Source organism: Tateyamaria sp. (assembly GCF_039940735.1).
In the GTDB taxonomy this organism is placed as follows: domain Bacteria; phylum Pseudomonadota; class Alphaproteobacteria; order Rhodobacterales; family Rhodobacteraceae; genus Tateyamaria.
Map to the genome: position 1 here is coordinate 123,952 of NZ_JBDVGB010000014.1, position 16,080 is coordinate 140,031.

General features: G+C 56.8%; 16 protein-coding genes. All 16 read left to right on the forward strand.

Features of this window, described 5'->3' with window-relative positions; translation table 11 throughout:
• Positions 1-121: 121 nt before the first annotated feature.
• Positions 122-1,150: a glycosyltransferase family 2 protein gene (locus tag ABJF76_RS02550; protein WP_413821379.1), complete on the forward strand. Its 1,029-nt coding sequence runs from the start codon at positions 122-124 to the stop codon at positions 1,148-1,150.
• Complete coding sequence (locus ABJF76_RS02555; RefSeq protein ID WP_413821378.1) at positions 1,147-1,773, forward strand: hypothetical protein; 627 nt, start codon at positions 1,147-1,149, stop codon at positions 1,771-1,773. Before ABJF76_RS02550 ends, ABJF76_RS02555 begins: the two co-directional genes overlap by 4 nt.
• Positions 1,773-4,139 carry a glycosyltransferase family 2 protein gene (locus ABJF76_RS02560; RefSeq protein ID WP_413821377.1) on the forward strand — a complete coding sequence of 789 codons (2,367 nt, stop codon included), beginning with the start codon at positions 1,773-1,775 and terminating at the stop codon, positions 4,137-4,139. The genes ABJF76_RS02555 and ABJF76_RS02560 overlap by 1 nt, the downstream gene beginning before the upstream one ends.
• 1 nt (position 4,140) lies before the next feature.
• Entirely contained in the window at positions 4,141-4,830 is a 690-nt protein-coding gene (locus ABJF76_RS02565; RefSeq protein ID WP_413821376.1) for an FkbM family methyltransferase, read from the forward strand.
• On the forward strand, positions 4,827-5,873 hold the full coding sequence (locus ABJF76_RS02570) for a glycosyltransferase family 2 protein (RefSeq protein WP_413821375.1): 1,047 nt from the start codon (positions 4,827-4,829) through the stop codon (positions 5,871-5,873). The genes ABJF76_RS02565 and ABJF76_RS02570 overlap by 4 nt, the downstream gene beginning before the upstream one ends.
• A gap of 88 nt (positions 5,874-5,961) precedes the next feature.
• Positions 5,962-6,936: a phosphoadenosine phosphosulfate reductase gene (locus tag ABJF76_RS02575; RefSeq protein ID WP_413821374.1), complete on the forward strand. Its 975-nt coding sequence runs from the start codon at positions 5,962-5,964 to the stop codon at positions 6,934-6,936.
• Positions 6,937-6,970: 34 nt separating this feature from the next.
• Positions 6,971-8,002, forward strand: a complete 1,032-nt coding sequence (pyrC, locus tag ABJF76_RS02580; RefSeq protein ID WP_413821373.1) for a dihydroorotase — start codon at positions 6,971-6,973, stop codon at positions 8,000-8,002.
• Between the two features lie 81 nt (positions 8,003-8,083).
• On the forward strand, positions 8,084-8,758 hold the full coding sequence (locus tag ABJF76_RS02585) for an orotate phosphoribosyltransferase (protein WP_413821372.1): 675 nt from the start codon (positions 8,084-8,086) through the stop codon (positions 8,756-8,758).
• 310 nt (positions 8,759-9,068) lie between these two features.
• Positions 9,069-10,574: a replicative DNA helicase gene (locus ABJF76_RS02590; RefSeq protein WP_413821371.1), complete on the forward strand. Its 1,506-nt coding sequence runs from the start codon at positions 9,069-9,071 to the stop codon at positions 10,572-10,574.
• 98 nt (positions 10,575-10,672) lie between these two features.
• Positions 10,673-11,500: a DUF1194 domain-containing protein gene (locus ABJF76_RS02595; protein WP_413822499.1), complete on the forward strand. Its 828-nt coding sequence runs from the start codon at positions 10,673-10,675 to the stop codon at positions 11,498-11,500.
• A gap of 101 nt (positions 11,501-11,601) precedes the next feature.
• On the forward strand, positions 11,602-12,636 hold the full coding sequence (gene alr, locus ABJF76_RS02600; protein ID WP_413821369.1) for an alanine racemase: 1,035 nt from the start codon (positions 11,602-11,604) through the stop codon (positions 12,634-12,636).
• Complete coding sequence (locus tag ABJF76_RS02605) at positions 12,633-13,406, forward strand: MlaE family ABC transporter permease (RefSeq protein ID WP_413821368.1); 774 nt, start codon at positions 12,633-12,635, stop codon at positions 13,404-13,406. Before alr ends, ABJF76_RS02605 begins: the two co-directional genes overlap by 4 nt.
• A 61-nt stretch (positions 13,407-13,467) precedes the next feature.
• Complete coding sequence (locus tag ABJF76_RS02610) at positions 13,468-14,214, forward strand: ABC transporter ATP-binding protein (protein WP_413821367.1); 747 nt, start codon at positions 13,468-13,470, stop codon at positions 14,212-14,214.
• 60 nt (positions 14,215-14,274) lie between these two features.
• Positions 14,275-14,712 (forward strand): paraquat-inducible protein A, encoded by a 438-nt coding sequence (locus ABJF76_RS02615; protein ID WP_413821596.1) that lies wholly within the window; start codon positions 14,275-14,277, stop codon positions 14,710-14,712.
• A 153-nt stretch (positions 14,713-14,865) separates the two neighbouring features.
• Positions 14,866-15,630: a DNA repair protein gene (locus ABJF76_RS02620; RefSeq protein WP_413821366.1), complete on the forward strand. Its 765-nt coding sequence runs from the start codon at positions 14,866-14,868 to the stop codon at positions 15,628-15,630.
• A 39-nt stretch (positions 15,631-15,669) separates the two neighbouring features.
• On the forward strand, positions 15,670-16,080 hold a 411-nt coding region (locus ABJF76_RS02625; RefSeq protein WP_413822500.1), incomplete at its 3' end, for an ATPase domain-containing protein.

Sequence of the window (16,080 nt, forward strand, 5' to 3'; positions counted from 1 at the left end):
GATGCGCGCAACGAAACGCAAGCTTGCGTTCACCATAGAACAAGAGGTTTAGGGCATCACAGCACCTGAACCCGGGACAGAGGCGGCGGGCAATGGACCCCATAAAAAAGGCGGAATGCGCATGCGCGTCACGGCTGTAACTTGCGTGAAAAACGAAGGTCCATTCCTTTTGGAATGGATTGCGTTCAACCAATTGATCGGCGTCACCGATCATTTGTTCTATTCTAACGATTGCTCAGATGGCACCGACGCACTGCTTGACGCATTGGCGGATCGCGGCCTGTGCCAGCACCTGCCCAACCCCGCTGAGGGACGCAACTACCAGATGGAAGCGCTGAAAGATGCGCGCAAACAGGATATCGTGATCAATGCCGATTGGGTGTGGATTGCGGATGTGGACGAGTTCCTGAACATCCATGTGGGCGATCACACGATCCCTGCTCTGATTGACGCATGCGGTGATCCGCAGGCGATTTCTGTGAACTTTCAGTTTTTTGCCAACGACGGCATTGAGACGTTCAAAGACGCGCCAGTGATTGGCCAATTTACGCGATCGCATAACCCTGACATGTGGTGCGGCGAATCCGCCATCGAGGTTAAATCACTGGTCCGACATGATTTCCCACTGCAATATTACGGCGCCCACCGCCCGTTTCAAAAAGGAAAAGCGCGCCCAGAATGGGCCGATGGGTCGGGGCGCAAGGTGCCGCACAAGTTTCTGATCGCAGCCAATCCACGCCGCATTCGCCGCTTTCCCGCAAACGGAGCCCGCGCATTTGCCACATTGAACCACTATGCCCTACGCAGCCTCGACAGCTATTTGGTCAAGAACGACCGGGGCGATGTGAACCGCGAAAATCGCGCTTTTGACGACACCTATTGGCGCGAGCGCAATGATCCAGCATGGGAAGACACGTCAATCCAGCGCTACCTGCCGAATCTGAAAGCGGCTCTTGTCGAGTTAAAGAAAGACAAAAAAATCAAGGCCCTGCACGACGCTTCCGTAAAGGCCCACGTGGCCAAACGCGATGAATTAATGGGCCAACCCGAATATCAAGACATGCAGGCGCAATTGCGCGCGGCCTCTACCCTGCCCCCCCAAGAAGAGGCGATGTTGATCGAATTGGGTCTACTGGAGCCTGCGAAATGAAATTGCGTGTCGTCAATCTTGGCTTGCCAAAAACCGGCACCACGACGCTTGCGCGCGCGCTCCGCCGTGCCGGGTGCCGTGTGGTTGACCACAAAATCCGCAGCAAACAGACTGACAATACGGAACTGCATGGGGTCTATGCCGCCGACCTGCTTTATCGCGGGTATTATGAAACTGGCGACCCCGGCGCGTATCTCACTGAATTTGATGCGATTTCCGAAATGAGCGTGCTGCGCGAAGGACGCTCTGTCTGGCCGCAAATGGATTTTGGACTGATTATGGCGATCAAGGCGCATCATCCTGGCGTCAAATTTTTGGCGTCCGGGCGCGATGCGTTCCAAATTTCGCAATCCATGCTGGCTTGGTCGGACCTTGGTTCTGCGCGCTTGCCTTTGGCGTCTGTGCCTGGCCTGCCCGAAGGCTATGGCGAAACCAGCGGCGAACGCGTGCAATGGATCAACGCCCACTACGCGTTTTTGCGCAACATCTTTCGCAGTGATGACGATTTTCTTGAGTATGACGTGGCCGACCCCGCCGCCCGCGATCTAATCAGCGGTTTTCTGGAATTTCCGGTGAATTGGTGGGGCAAAAGTAATGTGAACAAGTTGAACGAGGTTGCGTGATGATAATCCACTTACATATCGGGCTGGAACAGGTCGGTGCGGACCGTTTGCAATCCGTGCTCGCCTCCAAACGCGATCAGTTGATATCCAAGGGCGTTCTGTATGCACGCAGCCCCGGCAACAAGAACCACACCCGCCTTTATATGGCCGTCACCGACCCTGATCACATCGACCCGCTGCGCTACAACCGTGGCTATATTACCGGGGACAAACAACAGGTTCTGCGCGATACCCTCATCAGTGATTTGACCAACGAGGTCGCGCAACACAGCCCCGATCACCTGATCCTTTCGGCGTCTCAACTTGGGGTGTCGTTAGCGGCAAAGTCTGAACTGGAAACCCTAAAGGCGGTGCTTACACCGCTTTCGGATGATATCCGCATTGTGGCCCACATTGATGAACCCGCCCGCCTGCTGACGCGCCAATACGCCGAACAGATCATGGAAGGGCGCGGCACACCGTTGGATCAAGAACTGTCCTTGGCCGGGTCAAAAACATGGTGGGCCGACGCATTGGCCCAAGCCCCCGAAACCAACGCGCAGGCCGGGGTTTTCTTGGAAAACCAAGGCGCGCCGTTTTGGCTGGATTACACAGCGCTTGAGGCGCATTGGAATGCCGTCTTTGGCGACGGCGCATTGCGTTTCCGTGCCTATGACGCCGAAGCGTTCGCTGCAGAAACCGTGACAGATGAATTGCGCGCCTGTTTCGACATCAAAGGCGCGATTGGCAAAGCATCGTCCGAAAACGTTCCCGCACCTTCATCCGCCGCGTGGATGGCACGCGGCCGCCAATTAAATGCGCTGATCCTACAAGTTTTAAACAGCGAAAAGCGCATCCTCCCGCGACAGTTGTGGCGCTCTTTTGTGAATGAAGTGGCGATCGAAGGCGACGCCATTGATCCAGCATCGCTGTCTGCAATCTCGAAAACGTTTGCGACACAGAATAAAGCCCTGCAAGTTGCGCACGACCTGCCCAAAGACCTGTTCAAAGCACCGCGCGCCAAGAAAGCCTGGACCGAAGCGGACCCAACCCTGGGATTCCGCGCCAGCCAATACCTGCTTGGTTTTATGTGGCGCATCGACAAGGCCACGCAAGAAGAACGCAAAACAAAGGCCGCAGACCTCGCCCGTATCGGTGGGACGCCCCTGCCGGTTGCCGACACCCCTTCGAACGATGATGGGCTGACGGATGTTGCGCGCGCGTTGTTACCCCCACTCGCCGTGCAGAATTTCGAAAAACTGCGCACCTCTTCTTTTGCGCCGCACAACAAACTTGGCTCAGTCAACGAAGAAGAATCCGCCCCCCCCTATACGCCCATTCAACCGCGCACATTGCCCAAAGGGTCCAGCGGCAACGTCATCGTCGGCTGCATGAAAAACGAAGGCCCATATATTATTGAATGGGTCGCCTATCACCGCGCCATGGGTGTCGACAATTTCCTGATTTACACAAATGGCTGCGAAGACGGGACATCCGAGCTTCTTGACCGGTTGCAAGACATGGGCGTCCTGCAACACCGCAGCAACGATGGATGGAAAGGCAATTCCCCGCAGCAATACGCGCTGAACCAGTCGCTCAAGGAACCGCTGATCAAAAACGCTGATTGGATTATCCATATCGACGTGGATGAGTTCATGAACGTACGCACGGGCAATGGCACCCTGCAGGACTTCTTTGACGCGGTACCAGATGCCACCAATGTCGCGATGACATGGCGGCTGTTTGGGCACAACGGCGTGACGGATTTGGCGGATGAATTTGTCGTCGATCAATTCGATCATTGCGCGCCTAAATTCTGCCCGAAACCGCACACGGTTTGGGGTTTCAAAACGATGTTCAAAAACATCGGTGCCTATGAAAAAATCAGTTGCCACCGCCCCAACAAGCTAAAGCCCGGCAAAAAAGACAAAGTGGCTTGGGTGAATGGTTCTGGCAAGGATATGACCAAAGAAGTGGCCGAAAACGGCTGGAGAAGTTCGAAAAAATCAATTGGCTATGACCTCTTGCAACTCAATCATTATGCTTTGCGCTCTGCCGAAAGCTTCCTGATCAAGCGGCAGCGCGGGCGCGCACTGCATGTCGATCGATCTATCGGGATCAACTATTGGATCCGCATGGACTGGTCCGATTTTCGCGACATCACCATCAAACGCAACGTCCCCCGCCTTAAGGCCGAATACGATCGGCTGATGTCGGATGACCTACTGCGCGGATGGCATGAAACAGGGCTGGCGTGGCACCGCGCCAAAGCAGACGAATTGCACGAAAATCCGGAATTCAAAGACCTGCTTAATCAGGCGCTCAAAGTCAAACTGACCGAAACCGAGCGGGTGGCCTATGCCCTCGCCCTCGATATGGAGAGCTGAGATGGACGGTGGCAACAACATTGACCCCACAGGCACAATCAAATCCCGTGCTCTGAAATTTCCCAAAGACGGCACCTATCTTACCGGCAAAGTGCGCGGACTTTTGCGTTCGGGTGATTACGAAAAAGACCTAACGGCCGCGGCCCTCAAGGCCACGCGTGCAGATGATCGAGTCCTTGATTTGGGGTGCGGTTTAGGTTTCGTGGCTGGCATGATCGCAAAACGACGCAATGTTGAGGCGATTTTTGGCTATGACGGCAACCCCAACCTTCTCACCTATGCCGAGGCCATGCTGGCCACCAACGGCATCTCGAATGTGACGTTGACCCACGCCGTCTTGGGCAAGCGGAAATCTTCTGTGCCATTCTATGTGCGCGCGCCCTTTGCCGGGTCTTCGCTGCTCGCCCAAGAAGGCGGAGACGGCACAGAAATCCAAGTCGACATGATAAACGTCAAGACCGCAACCAACGCACACAAACCCACCGTCGTGATCTGCGACATCGAAGGCGGCGAGGCCGATCTGTTCGACGACATGCCCCTTAAAGGCGTGCGCCAAGTCGTCGTCAAACTGCACCCCAGCCATATCGGGCATGACGGGATGATGGGATTGTTCAAGGCGATGGGTCAGGCCAACCTTGCCTATGATCCGCGAATAAGTGCGGGTCGCATTGTCGGGTTTTCAGCCGAGTGAACCACCTTGCCATCCTGTGCGTGCGCAACGAGGCCGCCTTTCTTTTGGAATGGCTGGCCCATCACCGCGCGGTCGGGTTCGATCATTTCCTTGTCTTTTCAAACGATTGCAACGATGGTACTGACGCCATGCTTGACCGTTTGGCCGATTTGGGCGGCGTGACACATGTACGCAATGATGGGCCCTATGATCAGGGTGGCATCCAATTTACCGCTTTGAAACAGGCCGCCAAGATGGATCTGGTCAAAGACGCCGACTGGATTTTACCACTAGACGTGGACGAATTCGTGAACATCCACGCCGGAGACGGCACCCTAGGCGATCTTCACACCGCCCTGCCCAAAGCCACCGCAATCGCCCTGACATGGCGCATGTTTGGCAACAATGGTCAGGTCCGTTTTCAGGACGCGCCCGTCACCGACGTGTTCGATCACGCCGCACCTGACGTGCTATACTGGCCCTGGCGCGCCTCAATGTTCAAAACGCTTTACCTGAATGACGGCACATATAAAAAACCAGGCGTGCATCGCCCACGCAGCCCCGACAAAGACAAGATTGACCGCGCCATGTGGTATGACAGTCATGGGCGCATTTTAAGCGATCAATTTAAGACGAAGCGGATTTTTTCTAATTTCGGCCAGCCCAATTATGGGATTGCCCAGATCAACCATTACCCGCTTGGCGCGATGGAAAGCTACGTTCTCAAGGCCGATCGCGGGCGCGCAGTGCATTCAGACGACCTTTTGGGTGTGGATTACTGGGTCGAGAGGAATTTTTGCAGCGATCAAGACACGACGATCCGCCGCTATGACACGGCCCGCGATGCCGAGTGGGCAAAACTGCGCAATGACGCGACCTTGAACGCGCTGCACCAAAAAGCTGTGGCTTGGCGTAAAGACCGCTTTGATGCCTTGATGGAACAAGAACCGTTTCGCGCCCTGTTTGGCCGCCTTTTGATGACGCCGCCGACGCGCCCTGTGCCCCCAAAGGCCGCCCGGTTTATGACTATGTACGCAAATAAGGCCCGCGCGAAGGCGCAATAGTCGCGCAAATTTTTCTTAATTCTGCCGTAATGCCTGCCTAACTTGGCCCAAACTCGCATCAAAAACAGCGAGACTGTGAGGTTATGTTATGCAGGATATCAATGTGTCCTTTGATCCAGATATTGCCGATTTGCCCAAGGCAGAATGGCTGAACCGCTTGGCGGGTGTCGCCGAAGAAAACGGTTTCTTCCAGCCACTTGGGGGCAAGCATTTCGCAGCCCATGTCCGGCGCGGCGATACGCTGATTGTGACGTTTGAAACGGTGCAAGGCATGCGTGCCCTCTCCGAAGATAGCGAACCGCTGGGCTGGAAACTGGTACGCGAACACGGCTGGTCGCATCTGTTAATTGCGTCAGACGGAGACACCTGGTTCCGAGATCGTCATGTTTTTGGGTTGTTTGACCGGATGATCGACGACGGCTTCTTTGACAATTTTGAAAACGTCCTGTTTTACGGCGCAGGCCCTTGTGGTTATGGCGCTGCTGCGTTTTCTGTGGCGTCACCCGGCGCGCGGGTCGTAGCGATTCAACCTCAAGCGACCCTTGATCCGCGAGTGGCGGAATGGGACGATCGGTTTGTTGAAAAACGGCGCGTGGATTTCACCTCTCGCTATGGCTATGCGCCCGATATGTTGGATGCCTGCGACCGCGCCTATGTGTTTTATGATCCCGTTGAACATCTAGACGCGATGCACGCCGCCTTGTTTACACGTGCGGGCGTCACTCAGTTTCGCATGCGCAACATGGGCGATGCGATCCAAAGCGACATGCTCGAAATGCGCATTCTACTGCCCCTGTTGGAAAAGGCCGCAGATGGTTCTTTGGACGACGCTGATCTGGCAAAACTATACCGCCAACGCCGCACCTATCCCGGATATCTGCGCCGCGTCATGGCAGCTCTTGATAGCGCAGAACGTACCGACCTGACCTATATGTTGGCCCAAAGCGTGACCGCGCGTATGAAGGCCCCACGTTTCCAGCGCCGCCTGTCTGAAATTGACGCTTTGCGCGCAATGCAGGGCAACAAGGGCGAAATCAGCAACGAACAAGACGACGAGGGCTAGAAACCGCCCCGCGCTCCGTGCTACCGCGCAGGCCATGACATCATTGACCATTGCCCGCCCCGACGACTGGCACCTGCACTTGCGTGACGGCGCAATGATGCGCGCCGTTCTTCCCCATACCGCACAGCATTTTGCCCGCGCGATCATCATGCCCAATCTGGTGCCGCCCGTTGTGACCGGCGCGCAGGCCTTGGCCTATCGTGACCGCATCCTTGCAGCACTGCCAGAAGGCATGGATTTCGCGCCGCTGATGACCCTGTATCTGACCGAAGACACGGATCCAGATGATGTTGAAGCCGCCCATGCAAGCGGATTGGTCAAAGCGGTCAAATTGTACCCTGCGGGGGCAACGACCAACTCTGCCTCAGGAGTGGCGGATTTTGGGAAAATCCGGGATACACTCGACCGCATGGCCAATATTGGCCTGCCACTTTGCGTCCACGGCGAAGTGACCGACGGTGACGTTGACATTTTTGACCGCGAAGCCGTGTTTATCGACCGTGTGCTTGATCCATTGCGACGCGCCACACCCGGCCTGCGCGTGGTGATGGAACATATAACAACGTCAAACGCGGTTGATTATGCCCGTGCTCAAGACGACACGTTGGGTGCGACAATCACCACGCATCACCTTGTGATCAACCGCAACCACATCCTGGCCGGTGGGATCAAACCGCACTACTATTGCCTGCCCGTCGCCAAACGTGAAGAGCACCGCCTCGCATTACGCCACGCAGCCACATTTGGCGAAGCACGGTTTTTCCTTGGCACCGACAGCGCGCCGCATACAGATGCAAATAAACTGCTGCCTTGTGGCTGTGCGGGCTGCTTCACCGCCCCCAACACCATGGCGATCCTTGCCCAAGTGTTCGAAGAAGACGCGGCCCTTGACCGCTTAGAGACCTTTACGTCGCGCAATGGCCCCAACTTTTATGGTCTGCCCGTGAACGAAACGACAATCACATTGACCAAAACCCCAAGCACAATGCCGACCCACGTCGACACTGAAGAAGGCCCAGTCACCGTCTTCGATCCCGGCTTCCCACTCGAATGGTCCGCAAACTGATCCATCTTCATCTTGCCAAATAAACTCCCGCCGGAGGCTCCAAGACCCTCCTCCCGCGCAAACGTCCGAAAGCAAAGCACCATGATCCCAACCAGCTATCCCACACCCCAAGAAATGGCCCGCCTGACCGCGCGGATGCTGCTGGAAATCAACGCGGTGCACTTCAACGCGGCTGAACCATTCACCCTGTCATCAGGCCTGCCCAGCCCAACCTATATTGACTGTCGCAAGCTGATCTCACACCCGCGCATTCGCAGCACGCTGATGGATTTCTTAACCGTGACCGTAATGCGAAACGTTGGGTTCGAAGCGTTCGACAACATCGCTGGCGGCGAAACCGCAGGCATCCCCTTTGCCGCGCTGGTCGCCGAACGCATGGCCCTGCCCATGACATATGTGCGCAAAAAACCCAAAGGCTACGGGCGCAATGCCCGCATCGAAGGCGACATGTCCGAAGGTCAAAATGTGCTGCTGGTCGAGGATTTGACCACCGATGGCGGCTCAAAACTCAGTTTTGTGGATGCGATCCGCGAAACCGGCGCCAACTGCGGGCACACGGCTGTCATCTTTTACTACGGCATCTTCCCTGAAACAGAAAAGACGCTGGGCGATCACGGCGTCGGGCTGCACTACCTGTGCACATGGTGGGATGTGTTGGCCGAAGCCAAAGCATCGGGCGCGTTCGATACTGCAACGCTGGACGGGGTCGAAGACTTCCTGAATGACCCCCGCGCTTGGCAAGCCGCGCGCACCTAACCCGCTGACGACCATTTAGTCACAAACGTCCGGTCACTTTTGCATCCTGTGGACAAGCTGTGTGCAGGTTCAAGGAATCTGTGGGTAACCCCCTTGTGGAAGGTCTGTGCATAAGACGATTCGGCGGCCCAGCGCGTGCACGATGTGGTGACAACACCTTTGAATTATACTACATATGGTCAAGTTTTTCGGGGTAGACACACTTCTCCACAGGCTTGTCCCCGGTTTTTTCCAGATAGCCGGGCACCCCACGCTGTGCCACTTCATCACGTTAACAGGCACTTAAGACAACAAAGCAAGGAACGGCGCTATGAACGAGATTGCAGCAATCAATCCAACCGGTGTTGCAGTGCAAGACGCCGATACCATGCCGCACTCGACTGAAGCGGAACAACAGCTTTTGGGCGCGATCCTGACCAACAACGATATCTATGACCGGGTCGCGGCCATCATCGGCCCCAGCCATTTTTATGATCCGGTGCACGCTCGCATTTTCGAAATCTCGTCCGCCCGCATCGCGAAAAACAATCTGGCCAGCCCCGTCACCCTTAAGGCGTTCATGGAAGACGACGAGGGCCTCAAGGAACTTGGCGGGCCCGCATACCTTGCCCGCCTCGCAGGGGCGGCAATCAGTGCTTATGCGGTGCGCGATTATGCGCAGATCATCTATGATCTGGCTGTGCGGCGTGATCTGATCCAACTGGGGCGCGACATCTCGGCCAAGGCTGCCAAAGTTGATGTTTCAAACGAACCCAAAGAACAGATCGTTGAAGCTGAACAGGCGCTTTATAAACTGGCCGAACAAGGAACGGCCGAGGGCGGCTTTCAAAGCTTTCTCAAGGCAGTAACGGACGCTGTTAATGTCGCAAATGCCGCTTATCAGCGCGAAGGCGGCCTTGCTGGCATCTCGACCGGCCTCAATGACATGGACAAAAAGCTGGGTGGACTGCACTCCTCTGACCTTTTGATCCTCGCGGGACGCCCATCGATGGGCAAAACTTCCCTAGCCACCAACATCGCCTTTAACATCGCCAAGAAATACAAACGCGGCATCAAACCTGACGGCACCGAAGGCGCGATTGAGGGCGGCGTTGTCGGCTTCTTTTCGTTGGAAATGAGCGCCGAACAGCTGGCCGCACGGATCTTGTCCGAAGCTTCAGAAGTGCCCAGCGAACAAATCCGGCGCGGTGATATGACCGAGCCGGAATTCCGCCGCTTTGTCGATGCCGCCAAAGCGCTAGAAGCCTGCCCGCTTTTCATCGACGACACAGCCGCCATCCCCATTGCCCAATTGGCCGCCCGCGCCCGTCGCCTGAAACGCACCCATGGGTTGGATGTTGTGATCGTCGATTATTTGCAACTGGTGCGCGGTGTCGCAGAAAACCGGGTGCAGGAAATCGGCGAAATCTCAATGGGCCTCAAGGCGATCGCCAAAGAACTGCAAATCCCCGTCATCGCGCTGTCCCAGCTGTCGCGTCAGGTGGAAAACCGCGAAGATAAACGCCCACAACTGTCGGATTTGCGTGAATCAGGATCGATCGAACAAGACGCCGACGTGGTTATGTTCGTGTTCCGCGAGGAATACTACAAAGAACGCGAAAAGCCCGGCGATCACGATCTGGAAGCCATGGGAAGATGGCAAGAAGAGATGGAGCGCCTGCATGGCCGCGCCGAAGTCATCATCGGCAAGCAACGCCACGGCCCCATTGGCACTGTCGATCTGTCCTTTGAGGGGCGCTTTACCCGCTTTGGCAACTTGGTTCAGGCATGGCAGCAAGATGGTGGCAGCGGCGGTGGCGGCGACGTTGGGTTCTAAACACCGCCGCATTTGAGCGTCATCGCGCTGAAAATCTGTGGATCGCTGGGCAATCCCTCAATCGTGATCGCACAAAGGCAGCACGGATTGCGGTTTTAGTGGACAGAAACCCGCCGCTCTGGCCCAATGCTGCGATGTTGCGCTTTGCCATATTGCTGCTGATCTGCGCCTTGCCCGCCCACGCTCAAGAGCGCACGGAGGTCGACGTCGAGCTGTTTTTAGCCGTTGACGTCAGCCGCTCCATGCAGCCATTCGAGCTGGAAATTCAACGCCGTGGTTACGCCGCCGCGCTGGTCAGCGACGAGGTCCAAACCGCCCTTGCTGCCGGCTTACTTGGGCGCATTGCCGTCACCTATGTGGAATGGGCGGGGGCCGATAGCCAGCGCGTCGTTGTTCCATGGACCATCCTTGACGGCCCAGAGACTGGCGCTCGCATCGCAACATCCATCACCGCCCATGTCCAAGACGCCCTGCGCCGTACCTCTATCACCGGGGTGCTCGATTACGCGGCCCAATCGGTTGAAACCAATGCATTCAATGGCTTGCGCCGTGTCATCGATGTGTCTGGCGATGGCCCCAATAATATGGGCGGCCTCATCACGCAGGCCCGTGATCGCGTTTTGGCGCGCGGCATCACCATCAACGGCCTGCCCTTGATGACCCAAGACGATTCATTCACCGCGCGCTACAATATCGACGATCTGGATGCCTATTATACCGCTTGCGTCATCGGCGGCACCGGAGCCTTTGTTCTGCCTGTCACCGACTGGGCCGAATTCGAAGACGCCGTGCGGCGCAAACTGGTGCTCGAAATCGCGGACCGCCCCCAAGAACGGATTTGGCGCGCCCAAACCTCAGCCCCCTATAATTGCAACATTGGCGAAGAAATCTGGCAACGAAATCAAAGCTTATTCGCCTACCCCTGATCTGGCGACCCAACCTTTTTGAAACGTTAAGGCTGGCAACGGGACCTTAATGCCGCCAATTCCCCCTTGACCCCATCCCGCTGCACGCCATTAAGGCTTTTATGACAACTGCGACCCTTTCCATCGATCTTGGCGCTATCGTGCGCAATTGGCAGGCCCTTGATGCCACCAGCACCTGCGAAACAGGTGCGGTGGTCAAGGCCAATGGATACGGCCTTGGCGCCCCTGTTGTGGGGCGTGCCTTGGTGCGTGCGGGCGTGCGCAACTTTTTTGTCGCCACTGCCGCCGAAGGTGCGACACTACGCGCCGCCATCGGCAACGGCCCCGTTATTTACGTTTTTTCTGGCCATATGGACGGCGACACCGGGGCCATTCGGGATGCCGCGCTGACGCCCCTGCTGAACTCCGTCGATCAAATGTTGCGCCACGTCGAAGCCTTGCCGGGTGCGCCTTTTGGCATCCAACTTGATAGCGGCATGAACCGTCTTGGCATGGAACCCGGCGAATGGTCCGCCGTTCGTGACATCGCAATCGCGCAAGGGCCGGTTATGTTGATGTCGCATCTGGCCTGCTCAGATGAACCCGATCACCCGATGAATGCGCAGCAACTTGGCGCCTTTCACGAGATGACTGATGGGCTCGACATCCCTCGTTCACTTGCGGCGACGGGCGGTACGATGCTGGGCACGGATTATCATTTCGACATGACCCGCCCCGGTGTCGGCCTGTACGGCGGCCTGCCCTTTATCGAAGCCGAGCCCGTTGTCACCCTTGATCTGCCCGTGATCCAAGTGCGCGACGTCGCGGTCGGAGAATCCGTAGGTTATGCCAACAGTTGGACCGCCCCTCGCGCCTCGCGAATCGCGACCATATCGGGGGGCTACGCCGACGGGTTGATCCGCGCGATGGGGCCACGCGCCACGCTTTATGCGGGCGATGTGCCTTGCCCCGTTGTGGGCCGCGTGTCGATGGATTTGATCACCGCTGACATCACCACGCTTGGCCATGACCCGTCACATCTGCAACTGATGGGGCGGCACCAATCGATCGACACTGTGGCCGCCGCCGCAGGAACAATCGGTTATGAAATCCTGACCCAACTAGGCCTGCGCTACGAACGGGTGTTCAGCGAATGAACTGGCTTGCCGCCATCGGGCGCGTCGTACTTGGCATATTGGCCGCCATTGGCCGGGTCAGCCAATTTGCAGGCGCCACACTCAGCCACATGATCCGCCCGCCATTTTATCCGCGCGAATTTGGCCTCGCACTGTTGAACATCGGTTGGCTGTCCCTTCCCGTTGTCGGCTTAACCGCCATCTTCACCGGCGGCGCGCTGGCCCTACAAATCTATGCAGGTGGTGCGCGCTTCAATGCCGAGGCCGTGGTCCCCCAAATTGTCGCAATCGGCATGGTGCGCGAATTGGGCCCCGTCCTCGTTGGTTTAATGATTGCTGCCCGTGTGACATCTTCCATCGCCGCTGAAATCGCGACGATGAAGGTCACGGAACAAATCGACGCGCTGGTCACGCTCTCGACACACCCCATGAAGTACCTGACCGCACCGCGCGTGCTCGCCGCGACGCTAGTTGTCCCAATTCTGGTGGGCGTAGGTGATATCATCGGAATCTTTGGCGGCTATGCCGTGGCCACAGGCACATTAGGCTTCAACGCCGCAGCCTATGTCCAAAACACCGTCGACTTCCTGCAATTGCGCGACATCACATCCTCACTTGCCAAAGGCGCCGTCTTTGGCTGGATTGCAGCACTTATGGGATGCTATTTCGGCATGAACTCAGGGCGCGGTGCCCAAGGCGTCGGACGCGCGACCAAAGGGTCTGTTGAGGCCGCAGCCGTCCTCATCCTTGCCGCGAACTTCGTGCTCACAGGGGTGTTCTTTTCACTATGACACATTCCATTTCATTGTTCTTAAAAATACTCGCACATAAACCCACAACGGGCGCGGCCTCATGATCACACTCGACGACGTGCACAAATCGTTTGGCAATAACCACGTCCTGCGCGGGGTGAACCTGCACGTGGCCAAAGGCACGTCTATGGTGATCATCGGCGGTTCCGGCACTGGCAAATCTGTGGCGATCAAATCCGTGCTAGGGCTTGTCACGCCAGACAAAGGCACAATCACCGTCGACGACACCGACGTGACGAAAGCAGACCGTGACGCGTTCCTCGCGCGGTTCGGAATGCTGTTCCAAGGGGCTGCACTCTTTGACTCATTGCCCGTCTGGCAAAACGTCGCCTTCCGCCTGCTGCGCGGCTCGCTTGCCAAACCCCGCGAAGAAGCCCGCGACATCGCCATCGAAAAGCTGCGCCGGGTCGGGCTGACCGCAGACGTGGCTGACCGCCTTCCCGCAGAACTCTCCGGCGGCATGCAAAAGCGTGTCGGCCTTGCGCGCGCCATTGCCGCCGATCCTGAAATCATCTTTTTTGACGAACCCACTACAGGGCTTGATCCGATCATGGCGGGCGTCATCAACGACCTGATCCGCGAGATCGTCACCGAAATGGGCGCAACCACCATGACAATCACGCACGATATGTCATCCGTGCGCACGATCGCAGATCACGTTGCCATGCTGCACGCCGGTAAAATCCGCTGGACCGGACCTGTGGGCGATATGGACACGGCGGGCGATCCTTATGTCGATCAATTCATCCATGGCCGCGCGACAGGACCAATCGAGGCCGTCAGATAAAGGGTCGGTGGGTGGGCGCCTTTGCGTAAGCAAACAGAACCAACCACCGACACATCAAACATGCACCGTTGGATAAACCTTTCCCTCCTCATCCTCTTTCCGCTCTCGTGGTTTGCACCACTGATGCGCGCCGGGCTCTTGCCACTCTTCAATCTCAAAGAAATCTCTGTGATGACGGGGCTGCAATCACTCTGGGGGACTGACATCTTCCTGGCGATTGTTGTCGCGGTCTTTGCGCTGCTTGCACCCTACCTCAAAACCATCACCCTAGCGCTGATCCATTGGCGTCTGCTTAGCCCGCGCGCGGGCCCCGTTCTTGCAATCCTCGGCAAGCTTGCGATGGCAGACATTTTTCTGATCGCACTCTACATAACGATCGCAAAAGGCATCGGCATCGGGCGACTCGAAACCGCTTGGGGGCTGTATCTTTTTACGGCCTGCATCCTCATCTCGATCTGGGTCAGCTGGCGTACTGAACAATCACCATCGCCCCCATAGACTGCTGCGAAATCCGAAACAATAAACGGAGCATTCAGCAACATTTTCAATGATTTGGGGGAGTAATACAATTTTTCATTGTGACACAACACATAGAAGCCGTAGTGTCTGCGTTAACCTCGCATTTACCAATTGTCTTCTGGGGGAAGGCCTGTGACCTATATCAGTAAGGCGCTTCGTGTCTTTGTAATTATCATGCAACGCGCCGCGCTGGTTAGCTTTGTTGTGCTCGCTTTGGCGCTTTTGGTCGGCACGACGCTTGCCGCCTTTGACGTGATCCCTTGGGTCACACTGCCCCTTGAATGGAACGGGGCTGCCGTCCCCGAAGCAGGTATCTACGCCCAAGTTGGTCTTACCATCTTTGCCCTCGCCTTGTGCTTTTTCCTGCCTTCCAACTGGCGGATGTTGCGGCTCGAAGAATCGCACCGCCGCTTTGAGCTGGGTGTAAATGACGTCACTCGCGCCTATCACGCCGCCCATGCCGCCGACCGCGAAGGCGTGTTTCGCACCAATGACGCGTTTGAAGACATGCGCGACCGTTTGGATTTCATGCGTGACCACCCTGATTTGGGCGTTTTAGAACCTGAGCTGTTGAACCTAGCGGCCAAAATGTCTCACGTCAGCCGTGATCTGGCCGAGGCCTATTCAGACGACCGTGTTCAACGCGCCCGCTCGTTCCTTAAAGAACGCCAATTCGAGGTGGATCGGTTCAATGAACGCCTTGCACACGCCAAGGCGATCCAATCCGAGTTTGCCAATTGGATCAATCGGATCGAACTGGATGAAAACGTGGCCCGCACCCAAATGGAACGCCTTTTGGACGAGTTGGAAACCATGTTGCCCGAAATGAACAAAGCGGCACCCGCAACCATCGAAGATTCGTCTAAAATCACCCAATTGCCCAAACGCGCGGAATAGGGCTTTACCCCGTTTCAACGGGCTGGCACATCTTTTGCCATGGCAAAATCTCCCTCCTATACCTGTAGCGCGTGCGCTGCGTCCTTTAGCAAATGGTCCGGACGCTGCGACGGTTGCGGCGAATGGAACACCATTACCGAAGATGCGGGGCTGTCCGTCGGTCCCGGCGCCAAGGCGTTGGGATCCAAACGCGGCACCGGCATCGCGCTCAGCGATCTCACAACCGAAGAAGCACCCCCACCCCGCACCCCGTCCAAAATGCAAGAACTCGACCGTGTGCTTGGCGGTGGGCTGGTTCCGGCTTCAGCGATTCTTGTGGGCGGTGATCCCGGCATCGGGAAATCCACCCTATTGTTGCAAGCCGCCGCGCAATTTGCGCGCACCGGGTTAAAAACCGTCTATGTCAGCGGCGAAGAATCCAGCGCCCAAGTCCGGATGCGCGCCAAGCGT

What these genes read in the sequence shown, in the direction of transcription:
- ABJF76_RS02550 (WP_413821379.1), top strand. Translation starts at nt 122, where the DNA reads ATGCGCGTCACGGCTGTAACTTGCGTGAAAAACGAAGGTCCATTCCTT.
- ABJF76_RS02555 (WP_413821378.1), top strand. Translation starts at nt 1,147, where the DNA reads ATGAAATTGCGTGTCGTCAATCTTGGCTTGCCAAAAACCGGCACCACG.
- ABJF76_RS02560 (WP_413821377.1), top strand. Translation starts at nt 1,773, where the DNA reads ATGATAATCCACTTACATATCGGGCTGGAACAGGTCGGTGCGGACCGT.
- ABJF76_RS02565 (WP_413821376.1), top strand. Translation starts at nt 4,141, where the DNA reads ATGGACGGTGGCAACAACATTGACCCCACAGGCACAATCAAATCCCGT.
- ABJF76_RS02575 (WP_413821374.1), top strand. Translation starts at nt 5,962, where the DNA reads ATGCAGGATATCAATGTGTCCTTTGATCCAGATATTGCCGATTTGCCC.
- pyrC (WP_413821373.1), top strand. Translation starts at nt 6,971, where the DNA reads ATGACATCATTGACCATTGCCCGCCCCGACGACTGGCACCTGCACTTG.
- ABJF76_RS02585 (WP_413821372.1), top strand. Translation starts at nt 8,084, where the DNA reads ATGATCCCAACCAGCTATCCCACACCCCAAGAAATGGCCCGCCTGACC.
- ABJF76_RS02590 (WP_413821371.1), top strand. Translation starts at nt 9,069, where the DNA reads ATGAACGAGATTGCAGCAATCAATCCAACCGGTGTTGCAGTGCAAGAC.
- alr (WP_413821369.1), top strand. Translation starts at nt 11,602, where the DNA reads ATGACAACTGCGACCCTTTCCATCGATCTTGGCGCTATCGTGCGCAAT.
- ABJF76_RS02605 (WP_413821368.1), top strand. Translation starts at nt 12,633, where the DNA reads ATGAACTGGCTTGCCGCCATCGGGCGCGTCGTACTTGGCATATTGGCC.
- ABJF76_RS02610 (WP_413821367.1), top strand. Translation starts at nt 13,468, where the DNA reads ATGATCACACTCGACGACGTGCACAAATCGTTTGGCAATAACCACGTC.
- ABJF76_RS02615 (WP_413821596.1), top strand. Translation starts at nt 14,275, where the DNA reads ATGCACCGTTGGATAAACCTTTCCCTCCTCATCCTCTTTCCGCTCTCG.